This window comes from Pseudomonas sp. TAE6080 (assembly GCF_018732265.1).
Lineage (GTDB): Bacteria > Pseudomonadota > Gammaproteobacteria > Pseudomonadales > Pseudomonadaceae > Aquipseudomonas > Aquipseudomonas brenneri.
Window position 1 is genome coordinate 237,513 of record NZ_JAHIDY010000001.1, and the last position, 21,241, is coordinate 258,753.

The window sequence follows — 21,241 nt, forward strand, 5'->3', positions numbered from 1 at the left end:
ATGGCAAACGTGCAAAGCGGCAAAATGATCGTCGGTCTCGATATCGGCACCTCCAAGGTGGTGGCGCTGGTAGGCGAGGTCGCGGACGACGGCACGCTGGAAATCGTCGGAATCGGCACGCATCCGTCCCGGGGCCTGAAGAAGGGCGTGGTGGTCAATATCGAGTCCACCGTGCAGTCGATCCAGCGCGCTATCGAAGAAGCGCAGTTGATGGCGGGCTGCCGGATTCACTCGGCATTCGTCGGTGTGGCAGGCAATCACATCCGCAGCCTGAACTCCCACGGCATCGTGGCGATCCGCGACCGTGAAGTCAGCTCGGCTGACCTGGAGCGCGTATTGGACGCGGCCCAGGCCGTGGCCATCCCGGCTGACCAGCGCGTGTTGCACACCCTGCCGCAGGACTATGTGATCGACAACCAGGAAGGCGTTCGCGAGCCCCTGGGCATGTCGGGCGTACGTCTGGAAGCCAAGGTCCACGTGGTGACCTGCGCCGTGAATGCCGCACAGAACATTGAAAAGTGCGTGCGCCGCTGCGGCCTGGAAATCGACGACATCATTCTTGAGCAACTGGCCTCGGCCTACTCGGTATTGACCGACGACGAAAAAGAACTGGGCGTCTGCCTGGTGGACATCGGCGGCGGCACCACCGATATCGCGATCTTTACCGAAGGTGCGATCCGTCACACCGCGGTGATCCCGATTGCCGGCGACCAGGTGACCAACGACATCGCCATGGCGCTGCGTACACCGACCCAGTACGCCGAAGAAATCAAGATTCGCTACGCCTGCGCCCTGGCCAAGCTGGCCGGTGCCGGTGAAACCATCAAGGTGCCAAGCGTGGGCGACCGTCCACCGCGCGAACTGTCGCGCCAGGCCCTGGCCGAAGTGGTCGAACCGCGCTACGACGAACTGTTCACCCTGATCCAGGCTGAACTGCGCCGCAGTGGCTACGAAGATTTGATCCCGGCCGGCATCGTGCTGACCGGTGGTACCTCGAAGATGGAAGGCGCGGTCGAACTGGCCGAGGAAATCTTCCACATGCCTGTGCGCCTGGGCGTGCCCCATGGCGTCAAGGGCCTGGGCGACGTGGTGCGCAACCCGATTTACTCCACCGGTGTGGGCTTGCTGTTGTACGGCCTGCAAAAGCAGACCGACGGCATTTCCCTGTCGGGCATTGGCAGCCGCGAAAGCTACAGCAGTGACGAGCCGAAAGCGCCGTTGCTGGAGCGCCTGCAAGCCTGGGTGAAGGGCAATTTCTAAAGATTTACCGCAACACCGTTTCAAGTAGTAGGCGAAAAAACTAGAGAAATGAAAGGAGAGGGAAAATGTTCGAACTCGTAGACAACATCCCCGCAAGCCCGGTTATCAAAGTAATCGGTGTCGGCGGTGGCGGCGGCAACGCTGTCAATCATATGGTCAAGAGCAACATTGAAGGCGTTGAATTCATCTGCGCCAACACTGATGCCCAGGCGCTCAAAAGCATCGGCGCGCGGACCATCCTGCAATTGGGCACTGCGGTGACCAAGGGCCTCGGCGCTGGCGCCAATCCGGAAGTCGGCCGTCAAGCCGCCCTGGAAGACCGCGAGCGTATTGCCGAAGTGCTGCAAGGCACCAACATGGTGTTCATCACCACGGGCATGGGCGGCGGTACCGGTACCGGTGCAGCGCCGATCATTGCCGAAGTGGCCAAGGAAATGGGGATCCTGACGGTTGCAGTCGTGACCCGTCCGTTCCCGTTCGAAGGCCGCAAGCGCATGCAGATCGCCGACGAAGGTATCCGTCTGCTGTCTGAAAGCGTTGACTCGTTGATCACCATCCCCAACGAGAAACTGCTGACCATCCTCGGTAAAGACGCAAGCCTGCTGTCGGCTTTCGCCAAGGCTGATGACGTACTGGCCGGTGCCGTTCGCGGTATCTCCGACATCATCAAGCGCCCGGGCATGATCAACGTCGACTTTGCCGACGTACGTACCGTGATGAGCGAAATGGGCATGGCGATGATGGGCACTGGCTGCGCCAGCGGTCCGAACCGTGCACGTGAAGCGACCGAAGCGGCCATCCGCAACCCGTTGCTCGAAGACGTGAACCTGCAAGGTGCACGCGGCATCCTGGTGAACATCACCGCCGGTCCCGACCTGTCCCTGGGTGAGTACTCCGACGTGGGTAGCATCATCGAAGCTTTCGCTTCAGAGCACGCGATGGTCAAGGTCGGTACCGTTATCGATCCGGACATGCGCGACGAACTGCATGTGACCGTGGTTGCCACTGGCCTGGGCGCAAAAATCGAGAAGCCTGTGAAGGTCATCGACAATACCGTTCACACCAGTCAGGCGTCTTCGACTGCCGCTCCAGCGCCTGTGCGTCCGGAAATGCCGTCGGTGAACTACCGTGACCTGGATCGTCCGACCGTGATGCGCAACCAGGCTCAGGCCGGTGCTGCTGCGTCCCGTAGCCCGAATCCGCAAGATGATCTGGACTACCTGGACATCCCGGCTTTCCTGCGTCGTCAGGCCGATTGATGGAATGTATCAGGGCTATGAAGGTGATTGGTGTTCAGCAAAGGTCTGGTCTGTTATTATCGCCAGCCTTTGTTGATACCAGTTCGCAATTTGCGCTGAAGCGGTCCAAGCCATGATTAAACAACGCACCCTGAAGAATATTATCCGTGCCACAGGTGTAGGTCTGCACTCCGGGGAGAAGGTATACCTGACCCTCAAGCCCGCACCTGTCGACACCGGCATCGTGTTTGTTCGTGCCGACCTGGACCCTGTGGTGCAGATTCCTGCTCGCGCGGAAAACGTTGGCGAAACCACCATGTCGACCACATTGGTCAACGGTGACGTCAAAGTGGACACGGTGGAGCACTTGCTCTCGGCCATGGCTGGCCTGGGCATCGATAACGCCTACGTCGAGCTCTCCGCGTCTGAAGTCCCGATCATGGATGGTAGCGCTGGACCTTTCGTATTCCTGATTCAATCTGCCGGCCTGGAAGAACAGGACGCAGCCAAGAAGTTCATTCGCATTCTGCGGGAAGTGACAGTAGAAGACGGCGACAAGCGCGCCACCTTCGTCCCGTTCGAAGGCTTTAAAGTGAGCTTTGAGATCGATTTCGATCACCCGGTTTTCCGTGACCGCACCCAAAGTGCAAGCGTGGATTTTTCCAGCACTTCGTTCGTAAAAGAAGTCAGCCGCGCCCGTACCTTTGGTTTCATGAGTGACATCGAGTACCTGCGCAAGCACAACCTCGCACTCGGCGGCAGCGTGGAAAACGCCATCGTGGTCGACGCGGATGGTGTACTGAACGAAGACGGCCTTCGCTATGAAGACGAATTCGTGAAGCACAAGATCCTCGATGCAATTGGTGACCTCTACCTGCTGGGCAATAGCCTGATAGGCGAGTTCAAAGGCTTCAAGTCGGGCCATGCACTGAACAACCAGCTCCTGCGCAAGTTGATTGAGCAGAAAGATGCTTGGGAAGTTGTGACCTTCGAAGATGCCAGCACCGCACCGATCTCTTACATGCGTCCCGTTGCGGCGGTGTAAGTAACAACTCTCTTTCTTTAGTTTTTAAAGGCTGCCTTCGGGTGGCCTTTTTTTATGCGCAATCAACCTGCGGCATCAACGGTACGGTTGCGTCCGCCATCCTTGGCCTCATACAGCGCCCGGTCGGCACTGAGCAGCAGTTCTTCCAATGACGCATTGCTGCGTGTGTGCCAGCTACTGAGGCCAATGCTCACCGTGACTGGCTGTGTATCCCCGGCTACCCTTGGCAAGTGTTCGACGCTGCTGCGGATATACTCGGCAATCACCTGGGCGCCCTGGCTGTCGGTATTGGGCAGGATCACCGCAAACTCCTCACCGCCATAACGGGCCGCGAGGTCGGCGGGCCTGCGGATATTGCTCTCGATCACCTGAGCCACACTGCGCAGTGCTTCGTCACCACCCTGATGGCCATGGCGGTCGTTGAAGGCCTTGAAATGGTCGACATCAATCATCAGCAGGGTCAAGGGTTCGCCGGAGCGCTGGGCGCGATCCCATTCCAGGTTCAGGCGCTGGTCCAGTGTGCGGCGGTTGGCCAGGCCGGTGAGCGGGTCGGTAGCTGCCAGTTCTGACAGCACCCCTTCGGCACGATAGCGACGGCGCAACTCCATGCACAACATCCAGGTCAGCCACAGCAAGCCGATGCACAACACCCCGGCGGCAGCGCTGATCAGCAGGGCGGCACGTTTCCAGGGGGCGAAGATTTCGTCGTTGGACAAGGCCACGACCACAATCAACGGCAGGGCACCGACATTGGAGAAGGTGTACAGGCGCTGTTGACGGTCGACGCTGGAGACGCTGCTAAAGCTGCCATCGCGCTCGCGCAGGATCCGGGCAACATTGGGCCGGGTGCTCAGGTCCTTGTTGATGATGTCCGGCTCCAGCAACGGCTGTTGCGCCAGCAGGATGCCCTGGTGATTGAGCAGGTTGATGGTGCTGTTGTTGCCAATGTTCAGGCTATTGAACAGTTGGGCAAAGTACGACAAACGCATGGACGCGACTGCGACGCCCATAAACCGCCCGTCGGCGGATGACACACGGCGGCTGAAGGCAATGCGCCAGTTGTCCTCGCACACGCAGTGAGTCTGGAAGGGGCGGCTGATAAACAGCCCGAGCTCCGGGTTTTGGCGGTGCACCTGGAAGTAGTCGCGGTCGGCAAAGTTGCCGGGTTTGGGGGTGAGCAGCGAAGAGTCGGCGATGACCTCGCCGGTCCTGTCCAGCAACAGGATATCGCCCTTGTAGCGTGCAGCTGTCGAGCGGTCGAACAACACCAGGTGGCGGATGTTGGCCGACACCCCCTCTAGATCGCTACGCTCGGTGGCGGCGATCAGGCCCTTGAGGGACAGGTCATACAGTTCGACGTTACGCAGCACATCGGCGTCGATCAGTTGGGTGATGGTGCTCGCTGTACGCTTGGCAGCCTGCAGGGTGTTGGCGTGTTCACGAATCAGCAGCACGGTCACGACACTGACGATCATCAGCACGGTGAGGCCGCTGCCCAGGATCAACATAAACTCCGGGCGACGGGTCGGGCGGGGCGGGCGTGCTGGGCTTGAGCTCATCGGGCGTACTTCTGCGTCGAGGATGCCCTTAGCGTAGTAGCAAGCCCGCAAAAGAGTGCAGAACAAGATGTAGGGCCGACAAGCCGGCTCCTACAGTGCTACGGGTTAGAACACGTTGATTGGATAGTCGACGATCACCCGGTACTCATCCACATCCCGGTCTACCGCCGAGTAGCCATTGCTGCCACGGTTGGTCGCCCATTGCAGGCGCACCGCCAGGTCCTTGGCCTTGCCGCCCTGCACCACGTACTTGAGGTCGATGTCCCGTTCCCAGTGCTTGGCGTTCTTGCCGTCAGCGCTGTACCAGGCCGAGTAGCCGCGGCTGTTGGGGTCGACCTTGGTCAGGTCGGTCTTGCCACTGATATAGGACACCGCCGAGGTCAGGCCAGGCAGGCCCAGGCCTGCGAAGTCATAGGCGTACTTGAGCTTCCACGAATGCTCGTTGGGGCCGTTGAAGTCCGAGTATTGCTGGGAGTTGTCCAGGTACACGCTGTCGCCCTGGGCGATGTAGTCGAACGGCGTGTTGCCGTTGACCCGCTGGTATGCGGCGGTGACGCTGTGATTGCCCACGCCCACGGTGAAATGCAGGCTGTAGGTGTTGTTGTCGATATCCCCCAGCAGCGCATGCCCGGTGTCCTGGGTATGGTAGAAGTGCAGGCCCGGGTTGAGGCTGACCAGGTCATTGAGCGCGTAGGTGTAGTCCAGGTCGTAGTAGTACTGGTTCCACACGTCCTTGAGCTCGGAGGCGTACAGGTTGCTGGTCAGTCCTGGCAGGCCGCTCCAGGCCATGCCGGCCCAGTTCATGTGCTGGCTGCTTTCACCTTTGGGCAGCGCGCCATAGCTGGTGCCGATGCGCCCATGGCCACTCTGGTTGTAGAGCTTGGCAAAGCTGGCCTGGCCACCTTCGAACATCCAGCCGTCCAGGCTGTGGTTGGTCAGGCTGACGCCACGAAAGGTCTCGGGCAGCATGCGGGTCATGCCACCGGCAATCACCGGGTTGTTGAGGAACAGGTCACCGGCTTTCAGCTCGGTATCGAAGGCGCGCATCTTGAGGGTGCCGCCACCGGTGGAAAACGACCCGGGCGCTTTGCCGCTGCCGCTGCCGTACGGCAGGATGCTGGAGCCATCGGTGCCGCCACCGCCGTCGAGTTTCAGGCCGAGCATGGCGTGGGCATCCAGGCCAAAACCCACGGTGCCTTGGGTGTAGCCGGATTCGAAGATACCGAGAAAACCCTGGCCCCATTCTTTGCTGTCATCGGTGTGGATATCGCGGCGGTCGCGGTTCATGTAGTAGTTGCGGGTGTTGATGTTGAGCGTTGAGCCTTCGACGAAACCGTCGGTAGGTGGAGCGTCTGCCGCATGGGCGAGCGGGGAGATAGTTGCTGCAATCGCGAGGAATAACGGGGTGAATGTCAGCGCGGTTTTCACCGGGGAGCTCCTTTGGGTCAGTCTGAACGGCCAATGTCGTGGGGTGTTCCTGGCCTTTTTTACGGCAAAAAAAAGCCGCTGAAGTCAGCGGCTTTAAAACAGATTCCCAGTGTAGAGCCCTGGAAATAAGTCGAGGGAAATGGCAGGGCGGGTCGGCTGTCTTTGCCGTCTCGCTCGTCGATGCGACATATTGGCGCAGGCGAGCGGTACGGTACAGAGTGTAACAAGATAATGACTGTTGCCCAAATCGCAACAGTCAGGACGATGAAGATTAACCTGTGGGAGGTTTGAACATTCAAATCGGCAGAGTGATACCAAAGGTGTTGCCACCGTGCTCGCTGCGCACAAACACATCCCCGCCATGCATCAACGCAATCGCCTTGACGATGGCCAGGCCCAAGCCATGATTGGCCCCGCTGTTACTGCGCGAGGCGTCGACGCGGTAGAAACGTTCGAATAAACGGGGCAAGTGCTCGCTGGCAATCAGCTCGCCAGGGTTGGTCACCCCGATCACCACCTGCTGCTCCCGGGCTTCAATCCGCACCTCGATCACCTGCCCCGGTGACGTGTGCTGCACCGCATTGCTCAACAAGTTGATCAGTGCTCGCCGTAAATGGGCCTTTTCGATTTTCACCAAGGCATCGCCAACCACCGAAACCTGTACCTGGGCGTCCTCCAGGATGAAGTCCAGGTAGTCGAGGGTGGTCGCCACCTCATCGGCCAGGGAGCTTTCAATCAGCTTGGTTGCCTTGCTGCCCTGGTCGGCGCTGGCCAGGAACAGCATGTCGTTGATGATCGAGCGCAAGCGTTCCAACTCTTCCAGGTTCGATTGCAGCACTTCGAAGTAGTGTTCGGCGGAGCGGCCACGGGTCAGTGCTACCTGGGTCTGGCCGATCAGGTTGGTCAACGGTGAGCGCAGTTCATGGGCCACATCGGCGTTGAACGATTCCAGGCGCGAGTAGGCGGTTTCCACGCGTTCCAGGGTGGAGTTGAAGGAGTTGACGAACTGCTTGAGTTCCGGCGGCAGTGGCGACAGTTGCAGGCGCCCGGAGAGTTTCGGCGGTGCCAGTTTTTGCGCTTCATCCGACAACTTGATCAGCGGCTTGAGGCCGATACGCGCGACCCAGAAGCCCAGCAAGGAAGCCAGTACCACGCCGACAAACGCCAGGCTGATCAGCGCCATCAGCAAATGATGCTGGGTGGTGCGGAAGTTGGCGGTGTCGATGGCGATCATAAAACGCAGGGGCGGGCGCTGGTCTTTGGCGGGGAACTGACTGACCAGTACTTTGAACGGGTAGGCGTGCCCCGGCAGGTGCAGGTCGCGTTTGCCCGTCGGCCCTGTGGCAAATTCGCGGATGCGCGCATCCGGGTTGCCGTATTCATAGGTTGGGTCGCTGCTGACCACCCAGAAACGAATGCGCTTGTCCTCTTCCCCCAACAACTTGAGCTTGTTGGCCATCTTGCCCCAGTGATCCTGTGTACCGAAGCGGGTGATCGACGACTCCAGCACGCTGTAGCGCGCATCCAGTTCGGCCCCCGGCAACAGGCCCAGGCCGCGGTCCACCTGCTGGTACAGCGCACCGCCAATCAGCAGGAAAATCACCAGCGCCACCAGGCTGAACATGCCGCTCAGGCGCAGGGCAATCGAGTTACTCGACACTGCGGTTCTCCAGCACGTAGCCCATGCCGCGAATAGTGTGCAGCAGCTTGTGTTCGAACGGCCCGTCGAGCTTGGCCCGCAGCCGCTTGATTGCCACCTCGACCACATTGGCGTCGCTGTCGAAGTTGATATCCCAGACCATTTCCGCAATGGCCGTCTTCGACAGGATTTCGCCCTGGCGCCGGGCCAGGACACTGAGCAACGAGAACTCCTTGGCCGTCAGGTCCAGGCGCAGGCCGGCGCGGCTGGCCTTGCGGCTGATCAGGTCGATCCACAGGTCGGCGATAGTCACCTGCACCGGTTCATGCCCGCCGCTGCGCCGGGTCAGGGCTTGCAGGCGCGCTACCAGTTCGAGGAAGGAAAACGGCTTGCCCAGGTAATCGTCGGCGCCTTCGCGCAGGCCGCGAATGCGATCTTCCACGCGCTCGCGGGCGGTCAGCATGATCACCGGGGTTTGCTTGCGCGCCCGCAGTGCACGCAGTACGCCAAAACCGTCGAGGCCGGGCAGCATCACATCCAGCACGATCACCGCGTAGTCGCTTTCCAGGGCCAGGTGCAGGCCCTCGACGCCATCGTGGGCGACGTCCACCGTATAGCCTTGCTCCGTCAGTCCGCGATGCAGGTAGTCGGCGGTTTTTTCTTCGTCTTCAATAATCAGGACACGCATGACCCCGCCTCAATGTGTGGTCGCCAGCCCGAGCGCCGGTTTGGGTCTGTGGAAAAGTTTCTCAAGGTACAAGTATATGACCGGCGTGGTGAACAGCGTCAGCGCCTGGCTCACCAGCAACCCACCGACCACCGCGATGCCCAGTGGCTGGCGCAGCTCCGCGCCGGGGCCTGAGCCGAGCATCAGCGGTACGGCGCCTAGCAGGGCGGCGAGGGTGGTCATGATGATCGGTCTAAAACGCGTGACACAGGCTTCATAAATCGCATCGCCAGGTGCCAGCCCACGTACGCGCTGGGCTTCCAGGGCAAAGTCGATCATCAGGATGCCGTTTTTCTTGACGATGCCGATCAACAGCACCAGGCCGATCAAGGCCATGATCGAAAAGTCCTGGCCCAACAGCCACAGCATGATCAATGCGCCGAGGCCGGCGGAGGGCAGGGTCGAGATGATCGTCAGCGGATGCACGAAGCTTTCATATAACACGCCAAGGATGATGTAGACCGCCACCAACGCCGCGAGGATCAGCCATGGCTGGCTGGCCAATGAGCTCTGGAATGCCTGGGCCGCACCCTGGAAGTTACCGATGATGGTGCTCGGCATGCCGATCTCGTTCTTCGCCTGGTCGAGCATGATTACCGCGTCGCCCAGGGCCACGCCCGGTGCCAGGTTGAACGACAGGTTGGCCGCCGGGAACATGCCGTCATGGCTGATGGACAACGGCCCGACCGTCGGCGGGTCGACCTTGGCCAGCGCCGACAACGGCACCATCTCGCCACTGAGCGGCGAGCGCAGGTAGAAATAATTCAGGCTCTCGGCCTTGCCCCGTTGCTGGCTGTCCAGCTCCAGCACCACCTGGTATTGGTTGGTCTCGGTCTGGAATTCATTGACCTGGCGTTGGCCAAACGCATCGTACAGCGCCTGGTCGACATCGGTAGCCGTCAGCCCAAACCGCGCGGCCGCCTGGCGGTCGATGCTGATGTGGGTGATGCTGCCGCCCAGTTGCAGGTCGTTGGATAGATCGCGAAAGGCCGGGTTGGCGCGCAGTTTTTCGGTCAGGCGCTGGGTCCAGGTATTCAGGGTCGCGCCATCGTTGCTCTTGAGCACGTATTGGTACTGGCTGCGGCTGGGCCCGGAACTGAGGTTGATGTCCTGGCCGGCGCGCAGGTACAGCACGATTCCCGGCACCTGGGCCAGTTTGGCGCGAATCCGGTCGATGAACTGGCTGGCGGACACGTCGCGATCGCCGCGATCCTTCAAGGCAATCCAGAAGCGGCCGTTGGCAATGGTCTGGTTGCTGCCGGTCACGCCCACCGAGTGTGAGAAGTTTTCCACCGCCGGGTCGGCCTTGATGATCTCGGCCAGGGCCTGGTGCTTGGCCACCATATCCGGGTAGGACACATCCGCCGCCGCCTCGCTGGTACCGAGGATAAAGCCGGTGTCTTGTACCGGGAAAAAACCCTTGGGAATAAACACGTAGCCGGCCACGGCCAGGCCCAGGGTCACGGTGAAGATAGCGAGCATCGTGCGCGGATGGGCCAGTGCCCGTCGCAGGTTCCGCGCATAGCTGGCCAGCAGGCGTTCGCCAAAGCCCGGCTTGTCGTGGGGAGGGTGGGTGGGTGCGCGCATGAACTGCCCGGCCAGCATCGGCGCCAGGGTCAGGGACACCACCACCGAAATCAGGATGGTCGAGGTCGCGGTCAGGGCAAACTCCTTGAACAGGCGCCCGACCACGCCGCCCATGAACAGCAGTGGGATAAACGCGGCCACCAGCGAGAAGCTGATGGACACCACGGTAAAACCGATTTCGCCGGCCCCCTTGATCGCTGCCTCGCGCTTGTCCAGGCCCGCCTCAAGATGACGATGGATGTTCTCCACCACCACAATCGCATCGTCCACCACAAAGCCCACGGCGATGACGATGGCCACCAGCGTCAGGTTATTCAGGCTGAACCCCATCACGTACATCAAGGCGAAAGTGGCCACCAGCGATACCCCCAGCACGCTGGAGACAATCAGGGTTGCCGACCACTGGCGCAGGAACAGCGCCATCACGGCCACCACCAGCAACACGGCGATCAACAGGGTGATTTCCACTTCATGCAGCGAGGCGCGAATGGTCTTGGTGCGATCCGACAACGAGCTGACGTCCACCGACGCCGGCAGCATCGCCTGCAGGCGCGGCAGCTCGGCCTGGATGCGGTCCACGGTGTCGACGATGTTGGCCCCCGGCTGGCGGAAAATCACCAGGTTGACCCCTGGCGTGTCGCCAGACCAGGCCTGCACGTAGGCGTTCTCCGAGCCATTGATCACCCGCGCCACATCGCGCAGTTGCACGGGCGCGCCGTCCTTGTAGGAAACAATCAGCTCGCCATACTCCTCGGGATGAAACAGTTGGTCGTTGGTCGACAGCGTCGACACGCTGTCGCGCCCATACAGCGCACCCTTGGCCAGGTTCAGGCTCGATTGCTGGAGCACCAGGCGGATGTCGGCCAGGGTCAGGCCAATGGCGGCGAGCTTGTCCGGCGAGGCTTGTACGCGAATGGCCGGGCGCTGCTGGCCGGTGATGCTGATCTGGCCCACCCCGTCGATCTGGCTGATCTGCCGGGCCAGGAGGGTTTCCACATAGTCGCTCAGTTCGGTGCCGGGCATGTTGTTGGAGCTGATGCTGAGGATCAGCACCGGGCTGTCCGCCGGGTTGACCTTGCGCCAGGTCGGCAGGTTGGGCATGTCGCTGGGCAACTTGCCGGCCGCGGTATTGATCGCCGCCTGCACTTCCTGGGCGGCGGTATCGATGCTCTTGTCGAGGGTAAATTGCAGGGTCAGCAGCGTGGAACCCAGGGCGCTGCTGGAGGTCATCTGGGTCATGCCGGGGATGGCACTGAATTGCACTTCCAGGGGTGTGGCCACCGAGGACGCCATGGTGTCGGGGCTGGCGCCGGGCAGTTGGGCGGTGACCTGGATGGTCGGGAACTCTGCCTCCGGCAGCGGCGCGACCGGCAGGCGCGGGAAGGCAATCAAGCCCAGCAGCACCAGGGCAAAGGTCAGCAGCAGGGTGGCGACCGGATGGTCGACGCACCAGGCCGATACCGAACCATGGCCTTTCATGGCCGGGCCTGCGCTTGGGCCGTCTGGATCACTTGCGGCGGTTCCTTGAGCACCTCCACCAGGGCGCCGGCCTTGAGGCGTGACTGGCCGTCGCTGACCAGCACATCGCCGGACTGCACGCCGGTGACAATCGTCAGGTCGCTGTTCTGGTAGGTCACCTGCACGGGCACCACGTCCACTTTGTCGCCATTGAGGCGGTACACAAAGTGCGAGTCCATGCCGCGCTGGACCACGGTCGGTGGCACCACCAGGGCGGCCTTGTCGAGGGCGGTCTGGATCTTTACCGTGACCAGTTGCCCTGGCCACAGCGTTTGGGCGGCATTGCTGAACTCGGCCTTGGCGCGGATGGTGCCGGTGCTGGCGCTGATCTGGTTATCGATCAGGCTCAGGCGGCCTTCGCCGAGCAAGACCGCCGCCGGGCTATCGGTGTCGGCACCGAGGAACGCATCGACACTGGCCGGATGCTGCGCGGCGATCAGGCCTTGCAGGGTCGGCAGCATCTGTTGTGGCAGGGAGAACTCCACCGCGATCGGGTCGATCTGCGTCACCGAGAACAGGCCTTGGGTATCGCTGGTGCGCAGGAAATTGCCTTCATCCACATTACGAATCCCCACCCGGCCGCTGACGGGGGAGCGAATCTGTGTGTAGGAAAGTTGTACCTGGGCCGCATCAATCGCCGCCTGGTTACCCAGCGCCGTGGCCTTGAGCTGGTTGACCAGGGCTTGTTGCTGGTCGTAAGTCTGCTTCGACACACCGTCGTCGATGCTCAGCTCCTTGTAACGCTTGAGATTGACCTGCGCCACCTGCAACTGCGCCTGGCTTTCGCCCAACTGGGCCTTGGCCTGGTCGAGGCTGGCGCGGATCGCCCGGTCATCGATGCTCGCCAGCAGGTCGCCAGCCTTGACCAGTTGCCCTTCCTTGACCTGCAATTGGGTGAGGATGCCATCGACCTGGGGGCGAATCACCACACTGTGCAGCGACAGCACCGAGCCGATCCCGCTGACAAAGCGCGGGATATCCTGTTGCGCGACACTGACTACCCGCACCGGAATCGCGCTGGAGGCGGACAGCTTGGTCTTGGCTGGCCGGATCGAGAGCCAGGCCACAATCGCCAGGGCCACGCAGACGAGCACAATCAAGGTGGTTTTTCGTTGAATGGGCATGGGGGAGCGCCGTTGGCGCAGCTGCAAGCTTTGAGCTTTAAGCTGCAAGTGGAAAGCTTCTTTATAGCTTTATTATCCGGTCAGTAGAGTGACGGCTAACTGACGGCGCTGTCAGTTGGGGGGCGTTGCAAGCTTCAAGCTTGTAGCTTAAAGCTTAAGGCTTGCAACCTCCGGCACCGGTATACTCAAGGCCTTATACATTTTATGCGCCGGAGCCCCCATGACTTCCCCGACACAATCGCCTGCTGAAAGCGCCGAATTGGCTGATCCCGCCAACCCAGACAGCCTCGACAGTGAAGCCAAGCCGGTGATCCCAGCGTTTAAGTTCCCCTTCAAGCCAGGGGAACTGGCCGGGGCGAAAGACGGTAATCAGCCGTGGTACAAAAACGGCGCCAAGAACGGCCACACCAAGACCCCAGGCATGGCGCCGCCAGGCACACGCCGCTCGATGGGTAAACGCTAACGGCAGTTGTGCCTACAGTGATTGCTGATTTTTCGTCTTGTCGGTCCATGATCATTTCTTGAAAGCTTGCTCGATACCCCTTCGCAGCACCTGGCTGGCAGAAGCCCCGGTTGAAGGCGTTGGTCTTTCAAGAAAGGGATGTCTTCATGGTTTTGGCAAAGATCTTCGTGTTATCCGTTGGGCTGTTGTCAGGCGGTTTTTTTGTTGGGGCAGCAGCCGGTGCTGCGCCGCGCAGTGAGATCCGCTTCGCGATCTCCCCACTGTTTCCTCCCTATGAAAGCCGCAATGCGCAAGGGCAGTTGGTCGGCCTGAACATCGACTTGGGCAATGCCTTGTGTGCCCAACTCGACGTCCGCTGCATCTGGGTTGACCAGGTATTCACCCGCAGTATCGAGGCCCTTGAAAGCCGGCGTTTCGATGCGATCATGGGCATGGCTTCAACGCCCCAGCGCCGCAACCTGATCGACTTTACCGACGACTTGTACCCACTCACCACGCACTTGGTAGCACGTCGGTATTCCGGGCTGATGCCCACGGTGCGCGCCCTCAAGGGCAAGCGTGTGGGCGTGCTGACCGGGAGCAATCGTGAAGCCTTCGCCCAGGCACAATGGGCGCCGGCCGGTGTGATCATCAAGAGCTTCTGGCTCAACGATCAGTTGATCCGCAGCCTGGTGGCGGGTGATATCGACGCGACGCTGCAGGGCACCGCAGAAATCCGCCAGGAATTGCTCGACACTGAGCAGGGGCAATCTTTCGACTTCGTCGGCCCGCCGGTCACCGGCCAACAGATGGGCACCGCCGTGGCCATCGGCGTGCGCAAATCCGATCCCGAGTTACGCAGTGATCTTAACCGGGCGCTGGAGCAGCTCAGGCAGAGCGGCGAGCACCAGCGCATTCTCCAGAGCTATCAGGAGCAAGAGCCCGACGCCGACACCGTGCAAGACCCCAGTGGGCCGCAGTTTTACCCCGCTGACGTGGAACTGCCCTTTTCCGAGGCTGTGCGGGTGGGCAGCACGCTGTATATCTCGACTATTTTGGGTGTGGATGCGAACCGCAATCTGGTGAGAGGAGGCACGGGCGCGCAGATGAAACAGGTGATGAAAACCCTGCACGACCTGTTGGAGCGCCATCAGTCGTCGCTGGATCGAGTGGCCAAATGCACCTTGATGCTGGTCGAGCTGGATGACCTGACCCTGGTCAACCAGGTGTACCTGGGCTACTTCGCCAGTGGCCGCTTGCCCGCCCGCAGCGTACTGGCCGTACGCAGGTTGCCGCGCGGCGCACGGGTGGCGATCGAGTGTGTGGCCCAGACCGAGGACCATCACGGGGCGGTGGTGATCACACCGGGCAACTAAATGCGTGGAACATGAGCTGGATCAGTATTTGCTCAAGCGGTGCGCTTAGAATCGGTGCCCCTTGCCGACTCTCTCAATAACCCCCCCGAGCGCGCTTTCCATGAAGATCAATCTCCCGGTCACGGGGCGAAGTGTGGACATTGCCCAAGACGCCAATATCCTCTCGACCACTGACCTCGGCAGTTCGATTACCTACGCCAACCAGGACTTCATCGACGTCAGTGGCTACAGCCGCGAGGAATTGTTGGGCGCGCCACATAATCTGCTGCGCCATCCGGACATGCCGTCGGCGGCCTTTGCCCATATGTGGCAGACCCTCAAGAGCGGTCGCTCGTGGATGGGCATGGTGAAAAATCGCTGCAAGAACGGTGATCACTATTGGGTCAGTGCCTATGCCTCGCCGGTCACGCGCGACGGCGTGGCGGTGGAATATCAGTCGGTGCGCACCAGGCCTGATGCGCGGCGAGTGATGGCTGCGGAGCGCGCTTATGCGCGCCTGCGTGCAGGGACTCGGCGCTGGCGGCCAATACTGGAGATGCCCTTGAAGTTGTCGCTGGTCACCGGCGCAACGTGCGTCCTGACCTGGGGCGTGGGGGCTGGGATGGCGAGTTATTCATGGGCGTTGCAAGTGCTGGGCCTGGCGGCAGTGGGCGTGGCGGGGGTATTGGGCATCAATCTATTGCTGCGTCCCCTGAGGCAATTGAGTGAGCGGGCGCGGCAGATTGCCGACAACCCCGTCAGCCAGGCGATCTACACCGGGCGCGCGGATGAGCTGGGGCAAATCGAATTTGCCATGCAGATGCTTGAGGCCCAGGTAGGCGCGGTGGTCGGCCGGATTGGCGATGCGTCGCAGCGTTTATCCGGGCACGCCGCCGCATTGGTCGAGCAACTGGACAGCAGTCACACCAGCACCCTTGGCCAGCAGAGCCAGACCGATCAGGTGGCAACCGCCATCCAGCAGATGGCGGCCAGTGTGGCGCAAGTCGCCCAGCATGCCCAACAGGCCTCGAAGGCCGCAGACCAGGCCGGTAGCGAGACCCGCGAAGGCCATCAGCGGGTGGACGAAAGCCGCGATGCGGTGCTGCGCCTGTCCCAGGAACTGGCCAGGGCCACTACCGTGATCCATCAGTTGGAAAGCCACAGCGGTGATATTTCCAGTGTGCTGGAAGTGATCCGGGCGATTGCCGAGCAGACCAACCTGCTGGCGCTCAACGCGGCCATCGAAGCCGCGCGGGCGGGCGAACAGGGCCGTGGCTTTGCGGTGGTGGCCGACGAAGTGCGCGGCCTGGCCCAACGTACCCAGCAATCGACCAATGAAATCCAGCGCATGATCAGCACCCTGCAGGGCGGTGCCCGGGATGCGGTGATGGCCATGGAGCAAAGCAGCCAACATGTCGACGTCAGTGTCGAGCATGCCCAGCGTGCCGCATCGGCCCTGGACGGCATCAGTCAGCGGGTCAACCAGATCACCGCGATGAGTGTGCAGATCGCGACGGCGGTGGAAGAGCAGAGCTCGGTGAGCGAGGACATCAATCGCAATATCGTCGGCATCCGCAATGCCGGCGAGGCCACCGTCAGTGCCGGCCAGCAGAGCCAGTTGAGCTCGGGCGACGTGGCGGCACTGGCGGAGGACCTGCGGCGGCTGGCAGAAGAGTTCTGGGGCAAGCGCCGCTAGCGTTTGCCCGTGCCAGGTCAGGCAGCGCGCAGGGAGATAAACGCATAGTTGGCTGGTACTTCTGTGGCTATCTGCGCCCCGGCGTCCAGCAACTGTTCGGCAATGTCCATCCCGGACACATGAAACACCCATTCATTGACCTCGGCGGGTTGCTCCACCGCCAACTCAATGGCCTGGGCAAAGGCGCCCATGTCCGGCAGGTACGCGGTAAAGCCATCGCCCTTGAGCGCGGTGGTGCGAATCCCCAGCAGGGCGCACACCGCTTCCTTGGTCTGCACATCGTCACGGTCGGCCTGGCGGGAACGGCGGATCAACTCTGCCAGTTCCAGGTCCATCAGTTCGCCACCGACGATCAGCGCCGGGCCCTGTTCCCAGGCGTGCGGCGGGCAATCCTTGGCGGCCGGGTTCAGCGGGATATGCGGGTTGATCTCCATCGGGTAGATGCGACAGACCAGCGGGCGACGCTCATAGATCCCGCAGCGGTTGTCTGCGTCAAGATTCCGACAGGGCCCGGCGTTGTAGGCGGCAAAGGTGATTGCTACAAACGCTTGGGTTTTGCCGCTGGGCACCACCACCGAACGCCGTTCGGCATGCTCGCGTTGCTGCAGTGGCAGGCCCAGGCCGTTGCCCAGGAAGCCTTCCACCAGAACGATGACATTGCCACCGTCTGCCGCCCACATGCGGGCTTCGTCGAGGGTCAGGGGTACATGGTGGTCGGTGCAGCATTTGCCGCAACCTACGCAGGAAAACTGAGTATTCATGGAGGATCTGCTACCAGGCCAGGTCAGAGGGCGCTCTAGGACGGTGACGGGTTTTTACCTCTATCCGCCGTTCAGAGACTCTGGAAGCAAGTTATGCGCCAGTGCCTGTCAGTCTTGCGGCACCACATCGCGCAGGACAAAGACCATGCCCGCACTCTCATACAACTGACGTGCGCGCAGATTGCTCTCGCGTACCTTGAGGTCCACATAGGGTTCGCCACGCTGCTTGAACACCTGGAAGCTATGCAGCAACAAGGCGCGCCCCAGGCCCTGGCCCTGGGCGCAGGGGTGTATGCAGAGGTGCTTGATAAAGGCACTGGTCCAGCACTGTGCGACGCCGAGAATGCCATCACCGTTACTGGCCACCAGGCACAGCGTGGGGTCGAATTCTGCGTCGGTGACGAACTGCTGCTGCCAGGTGTCCAGGTTGGCGACGCGGCCACCGCCCTGTTCCTGGGTCATGCGCAATACCGCATGAATCGCCGGGGCCAGCTCTTCGCGGTAATGATCCAGGCGGGTATCGGCCGGCCACTGCGGTGCGGGCAGGCTGCCAGTGAGGTCGCGGCGTAGCAGTTGGTAATACTCTGTCACCGTCTACAGGCCTTTCTGCGCCACGGTCTGGGCCGCGACAACCAGGCACTTGGTCAGTTCGGGCGACGAGAACTTGGTCAATACCGCGTCGGCACCGGCCAGGCGTGCTTTTTCGCTGTTCATCGCGCTGTCCAGGGAGGTGTGCAGCAGCACGTAGAGATCCTGGAAGTCCGGGGTTTCGCGCAGGGTGCGGGTGAGGGCATAACCGTCCATTTCCGACATCTCGATGTCAGACACCACCACATTGATCTGCCCGGCGCTGCCTTGCAGTTCCAGCAGCACGTCGATGGCTTCCTTGGCGCTGCGTGCGGTGTGGCAGGTCAGGCCGAGGTTGCGCAGGGTGTGTACCGATTGCTGCAGGGCGACCTGGCTGTCGTCCACCACCAGGATGCGTGCATGGCCGAGCACTTCGGCCTCTTCCATGGTCAGGTCGGTGGGGGCCACTTCGATCTGGGCGGGGGCGATGGCATGGATGACTTTTTCGATGTCCAGGACTTGCACCAGCACCCCATCCACCTGGGTCACGCCGGTGATAAACGAGCGCGTGCCGCCGGAGCCAAAGGGCGGCGGGCGGATATCGGTGGTCAGGCAATGCACGATCCGGCTCACGGCCTGCACATGCAAGCCCTGCTTGGAGCGGCTGACGTCGGTGACGATCAGGCAGCCGCCGTCGGGGTCTTGCAGGGGCATCTCGCCCAGCGCGCGGCTGAGGTCGATCACCGACAAGGCCGCGCCACGCAGGGTGGCGATGCCTTTGACGTGGGGGTGGGACTCCGGCAGCTTGGTCAGCGGCGGGCAGGGAATGATTTCGCTGACTTTCAGCAGGTTGATGGCCATCAGCTTGCCGCTGCGCAAGGTAAAGAGCAGAAGCGAGAGTGAATCTGCGCGGGCTTTGGTGGTGGACATAAAAACCTTCTGTGGATCAGGGATAACAATCTTCTATGGCAGGTTATCGACGCAGGCACAAAAAACTGTAGGAGCAAGCGTGCTCGCGAAAAACCCGAGGACGCCGCGTTTATTCAGGATAGACGCGTTATCGTTAATGTTTTTCGCGAGCCAGCTCGCTCCTACAGTGGGGTGTGTTGTGTCTTAGCCTTTCCACACCTGCGGGTTCACCAGATCCTGCGGGCGCTGGCCCAACAATGCGCTGCGCAGGTTGTCCAGGGCGCGGTTGGCCATGGCTTCGCGGGTTTCATGGGTGGCCGAACCAATATGTGGCAAGGTCACCGCATTGCTCAGTTGGAACAGCGGCGACTCGGCCAGCGGCTCCTTCTCATACACATCCAGCCCGGCGCCGCGAATGGTGTGGTTTTGCAGGGCCTCGACCAGTGCGGGCTCGTCCACTACCGGACCCCGGGAGATGTTCACCAGGATTGCACTGGACTTCATCAGCCCCAACTCGCGGTGGCTGATCAGATGCTTGGTCTTTTCACTCAATGGCACCACCAGGCACACGAAATCCGCCTCGGCCAGCAACTGGTCCAGGCTACGAAACTGCGCGCCCAGCTCCTGTTCCAGCACGCTCTTGCGGCTGTTGCCGCTGTAGAGAATCGGCATATTGAAGCCCAGGCGCCCACGGCGGGCGATGGCGGCGCCGATATTGCCCATGCCGACGATGCCCAGGGTCTTACCGTGTACATCACAGCCAAACAACGGCGCGCCGACACTGGCTTTCCACTGCCCGGCCTTGGTCCAGGCGTCCAGCTCGGCCACGCGACGGGCGCTGCTCATCAGCAGGGCGAAGGCCAGGTCGGCGGTGCTTTCGGTCAGCACATCGGGGGTATTGGTGAGCATGATCCCGCGCTCGTTGAAGTAGTCCACGTCATAGTTGTCGTAGCCCACTGAGACGCTGGACACCACCTCCAGCTTGCTCGCCCCTTCAAGCTGCGCCCGGCCCAGCTTGCGGCCGACGCCGATCAGACCGTGGGCGTGGGGCAGGGCTTCATTGAATTGCGCGTTGATATCGCCCTGCTTGGGGTTGGGCGCGATGACCTCGAAGTCCTGTTGCAGACGTTCGATCATCTCGGGGGTGACACGGCTGAAGGCGAGGACAGTCTTTTTCATCGCAAGTGAGGCTCATCGGCAGGGAAGAATGCCAAGCAAGCTAACATTCCTGCACACACTTGTCAGGACACCGGGTAACCAATGTGGGATCTCCACTATTTGGGAGCCCGTGTTCCAAATCAGGTTGTAAGGCGCACTGCCCCCAGACTCCCACTCAACTCATACGCCACCAACTCCGCCTGGTGCGCCGCCAGGATCTCCGGCAGCGAGCCGCGCAGGTATTCGACCCAGGTCTTGATCTTCGCATCCAGGTACTGGCGCGACGGGTAGATGGCGTACAGGTTCAGTTCCTGGGAGCGGTAAGTCGGCATCATCCGCACCAGGGTGCCATTGCGCAGGCCTTCGATGGCCGCGTACACCGGCAGCAGGCCGACGCCCATGCCGCTGATGATCGCGGTCTTCATCGCGTCGGCGGAGTTCACCAAAAATGGCGAGCTGTTGATGCTCACGCTTTCCTGGCCATCCGGGCCGTTGAACACCCATTTGTCCAACTGGATCACCGGGCTGACCAGGCGCAGGCACGCATGGTTGAGCAGATCACTGGGGCGCTGCGCGCAGCCGTTGGCTTTGACGTAGGCCGGCGAGGCACAGACGATGCTGTAGGTGATCCCCAGGCGCTGGGAGACAAACCCTGAGTCCGGCAGCTCGCTGGCGAGCACGATGGACACGTCGTAGCCCTCGTCCAGCAGGTCCGGCACGCGGTTGGCCAGGGTCAGGTCGAAGGTCACATCGGGGTGGGTGCGGCGATAGCGGGCAATCGCGTCGATCACGAAATGCTGGCCGATGCCGGTCATGGTGTGCACTTTGAGCTGCCCGGCGGGGCGCGCATGGGCGTCGCTGGCCTCGGCTTCGGCTTCCTCGACATAGGCCAGGATTTGCTCGCAACGCAATAAATAGCGCTTGCCAGCCTCGGTCAGGGCAATGCGGCGGGTGGTGCGGTTGAGCAAACGGGTTTGCAGGTGGGCCTCCAGATTGGAGACCGCGCGCGAGACGTTGGCCGTGGTGGTGTCCAGTTGCACGGCGGCGGCGGTGAAGCTGCCGGCTTCGGCGACACAACTGAAGGCGCGCATGTTTTGCAAAGTGTCCATGGGGTGCTCTCAAGGGAGATGGCAAATTGTGACACGAAGTTACGGGGGCGAGTGAGCCCGACCAATGGATTATCGCCTTAACGGTAACAAAGATTCACAGGAATCCCACCTTATCGCCA

At 61.5% G+C, this 21,241-nt stretch carries 17 protein-coding genes and 1 pseudogene; 7 read left to right on the forward strand and 11 right to left on the reverse strand.

Annotated features, from left to right (window positions below):
* The 3 genes from ftsA (at nt 1) to lpxC (ending at nt 3,543) form a co-directional block, all read left to right on the forward strand.
* Nucleotides 1–1,260 carry a cell division protein FtsA gene (ftsA, locus tag KL786_RS01150; protein WP_029297837.1) on the forward strand — a complete coding sequence of 420 codons (1,260 nt, stop codon included), beginning with the start codon at nt 1–3 and terminating at the stop codon, nt 1,258–1,260.
* 65 nt (nt 1,261–1,325) lie between these two features.
* On the forward strand, nt 1,326–2,519 hold the full coding sequence (gene ftsZ, locus KL786_RS01155) for a cell division protein FtsZ (protein WP_029297839.1): 1,194 nt from the start codon (nt 1,326–1,328) through the stop codon (nt 2,517–2,519).
* A 112-nt stretch (nt 2,520–2,631) separates the two neighbouring features.
* The gene (gene lpxC / locus KL786_RS01160; RefSeq protein ID WP_029297841.1) at nt 2,632–3,543 is read left to right on the forward strand and encodes a UDP-3-O-acyl-N-acetylglucosamine deacetylase; all 912 of its coding nucleotides are present in this window, start codon (nt 2,632–2,634) and stop codon (nt 3,541–3,543) included.
* 62 nt (nt 3,544–3,605) lie between these two features.
* Here lpxC and KL786_RS01165 read toward each other — a convergent pair whose 3' ends face one another.
* The 6 genes from KL786_RS01165 to KL786_RS01190 form a co-directional block, all read right to left on the reverse strand.
* The gene (locus KL786_RS01165) at nt 3,606–5,102 is read right to left on the reverse strand and encodes a sensor domain-containing diguanylate cyclase (protein ID WP_215516441.1); all 1,497 of its coding nucleotides are present in this window, start codon (nt 5,100–5,102) and stop codon (nt 3,606–3,608) included.
* A 105-nt stretch (nt 5,103–5,207) separates the two neighbouring features.
* Nucleotides 5,208–6,530 (reverse strand): OprD family porin, encoded by a 1,323-nt coding sequence (locus tag KL786_RS01170; protein ID WP_215516442.1) that lies wholly within the window; start codon nt 6,528–6,530, stop codon nt 5,208–5,210.
* A gap of 295 nt (nt 6,531–6,825) precedes the next feature.
* On the reverse strand, nt 6,826–8,190 hold the full coding sequence (locus KL786_RS01175) for a heavy metal sensor histidine kinase (protein WP_090292000.1): 1,365 nt from the start codon (nt 8,188–8,190) through the stop codon (nt 6,826–6,828).
* Entirely contained in the window at nt 8,180–8,857 is a 678-nt protein-coding gene (locus KL786_RS01180) for a heavy metal response regulator transcription factor (RefSeq protein ID WP_032860034.1), read from the reverse strand. Before KL786_RS01180 ends, KL786_RS01175 begins: the two co-directional genes overlap by 11 nt.
* Before the next feature lie 9 nt (nt 8,858–8,866).
* Complete coding sequence (locus tag KL786_RS01185; protein ID WP_215516443.1) at nt 8,867–11,962, reverse strand: multidrug efflux RND transporter permease subunit; 3,096 nt, start codon at nt 11,960–11,962, stop codon at nt 8,867–8,869.
* Entirely contained in the window at nt 11,959–13,125 is a 1,167-nt protein-coding gene (locus tag KL786_RS01190) for an efflux RND transporter periplasmic adaptor subunit (RefSeq protein WP_215516444.1), read from the reverse strand. Before KL786_RS01190 ends, KL786_RS01185 begins: the two co-directional genes overlap by 4 nt.
* Nucleotides 13,126–13,345: 220 nt before the next feature.
* Here KL786_RS01190 and KL786_RS01195 point away from each other — a divergent pair, with 220 nt between their 5' ends.
* The 4 genes and pseudogenes from KL786_RS01195 (at nt 13,346) to KL786_RS01205 (ending at nt 16,618) form a co-directional block, all read left to right on the forward strand.
* Complete coding sequence (locus KL786_RS01195; protein ID WP_215516445.1) at nt 13,346–13,588, forward strand: hypothetical protein; 243 nt, start codon at nt 13,346–13,348, stop codon at nt 13,586–13,588.
* Between the two features lie 146 nt (nt 13,589–13,734).
* On the forward strand, nt 13,735–14,943 hold the full coding sequence (locus KL786_RS01200) for a transporter substrate-binding domain-containing protein (RefSeq protein ID WP_215516446.1): 1,209 nt from the start codon (nt 13,735–13,737) through the stop codon (nt 14,941–14,943).
* Nucleotides 14,944–15,043: 100 nt separating this feature from the next.
* Nucleotides 15,044–15,325: pseudogene (locus KL786_RS30010) on the forward strand (PAS domain-containing protein); the annotation flags it as partial.
* Between the two features lie 153 nt (nt 15,326–15,478).
* Complete coding sequence (locus tag KL786_RS01205; protein ID WP_458730144.1) at nt 15,479–16,618, forward strand: methyl-accepting chemotaxis protein; 1,140 nt, start codon at nt 15,479–15,481, stop codon at nt 16,616–16,618.
* Between the two features lie 17 nt (nt 16,619–16,635).
* Here KL786_RS01205 and KL786_RS01210 read toward each other — a convergent pair whose 3' ends face one another.
* The 5 genes from KL786_RS01210 to KL786_RS01230 all read right to left on the reverse strand — a co-directional run bounded on the left by KL786_RS01210 (nt 16,636) and on the right by KL786_RS01230 (nt 21,122).
* Nucleotides 16,636–17,379 (reverse strand): YkgJ family cysteine cluster protein, encoded by a 744-nt coding sequence (locus KL786_RS01210; RefSeq protein ID WP_215516448.1) that lies wholly within the window; start codon nt 17,377–17,379, stop codon nt 16,636–16,638.
* Between the two features lie 108 nt (nt 17,380–17,487).
* Complete coding sequence (locus tag KL786_RS01215) at nt 17,488–17,970, reverse strand: GNAT family N-acetyltransferase (protein WP_032860028.1); 483 nt, start codon at nt 17,968–17,970, stop codon at nt 17,488–17,490.
* A gap of 3 nt (nt 17,971–17,973) precedes the next feature.
* Nucleotides 17,974–18,876: a chemotaxis protein CheV gene (locus tag KL786_RS01220; protein WP_215516449.1), complete on the reverse strand. Its 903-nt coding sequence runs from the start codon at nt 18,874–18,876 to the stop codon at nt 17,974–17,976.
* A gap of 183 nt (nt 18,877–19,059) precedes the next feature.
* A complete protein-coding gene (locus KL786_RS01225; protein WP_215516450.1) occupies nt 19,060–20,034 on the reverse strand; it encodes a 2-hydroxyacid dehydrogenase in 975 nt (324 codons plus the stop codon).
* Nucleotides 20,035–20,153: 119 nt separating this feature from the next.
* Nucleotides 20,154–21,122 carry a LysR family transcriptional regulator gene (locus KL786_RS01230; RefSeq protein ID WP_215516451.1) on the reverse strand — a complete coding sequence of 323 codons (969 nt, stop codon included), beginning with the start codon at nt 21,120–21,122 and terminating at the stop codon, nt 20,154–20,156.
* Nucleotides 21,123–21,241 lie beyond the last annotated feature (119 nt).

Bases quoted from the DNA above. Each gene is read 5' to 3' on its own strand.
- ftsA (WP_029297837.1), top strand. From the start codon at position 1: ATGGCAAACGTGCAAAGCGGCAAAATGATCGTCGGTCTCGATATCGGC.
- ftsZ (WP_029297839.1), top strand. From the start codon at position 1,326: ATGTTCGAACTCGTAGACAACATCCCCGCAAGCCCGGTTATCAAAGTA.
- lpxC (WP_029297841.1), top strand. From the start codon at position 2,632: ATGATTAAACAACGCACCCTGAAGAATATTATCCGTGCCACAGGTGTA.
- KL786_RS01165 (WP_215516441.1), bottom strand. From the start codon at position 5,102: ATGAGCTCAAGCCCAGCACGCCCGCCCCGCCCGACCCGTCGCCCGGAG.
- KL786_RS01180 (WP_032860034.1), bottom strand. From the start codon at position 8,857: ATGCGTGTCCTGATTATTGAAGACGAAGAAAAAACCGCCGACTACCTG.
- KL786_RS01185 (WP_215516443.1), bottom strand. From the start codon at position 11,962: ATGAAAGGCCATGGTTCGGTATCGGCCTGGTGCGTCGACCATCCGGTC.
- KL786_RS01190 (WP_215516444.1), bottom strand. From the start codon at position 13,125: ATGCCCATTCAACGAAAAACCACCTTGATTGTGCTCGTCTGCGTGGCC.
- KL786_RS01195 (WP_215516445.1), top strand. From the start codon at position 13,346: ATGACTTCCCCGACACAATCGCCTGCTGAAAGCGCCGAATTGGCTGAT.
- KL786_RS01200 (WP_215516446.1), top strand. From the start codon at position 13,735: ATGGTTTTGGCAAAGATCTTCGTGTTATCCGTTGGGCTGTTGTCAGGC.
- KL786_RS01205 (WP_458730144.1), top strand. From the start codon at position 15,479: ATGCCCTTGAAGTTGTCGCTGGTCACCGGCGCAACGTGCGTCCTGACC.
- KL786_RS01210 (WP_215516448.1), bottom strand. From the start codon at position 17,379: ATGAATACTCAGTTTTCCTGCGTAGGTTGCGGCAAATGCTGCACCGAC.
- KL786_RS01220 (WP_215516449.1), bottom strand. From the start codon at position 18,876: ATGTCCACCACCAAAGCCCGCGCAGATTCACTCTCGCTTCTGCTCTTT.
- KL786_RS01225 (WP_215516450.1), bottom strand. From the start codon at position 20,034: ATGAAAAAGACTGTCCTCGCCTTCAGCCGTGTCACCCCCGAGATGATC.
- KL786_RS01230 (WP_215516451.1), bottom strand. From the start codon at position 21,122: ATGGACACTTTGCAAAACATGCGCGCCTTCAGTTGTGTCGCCGAAGCC.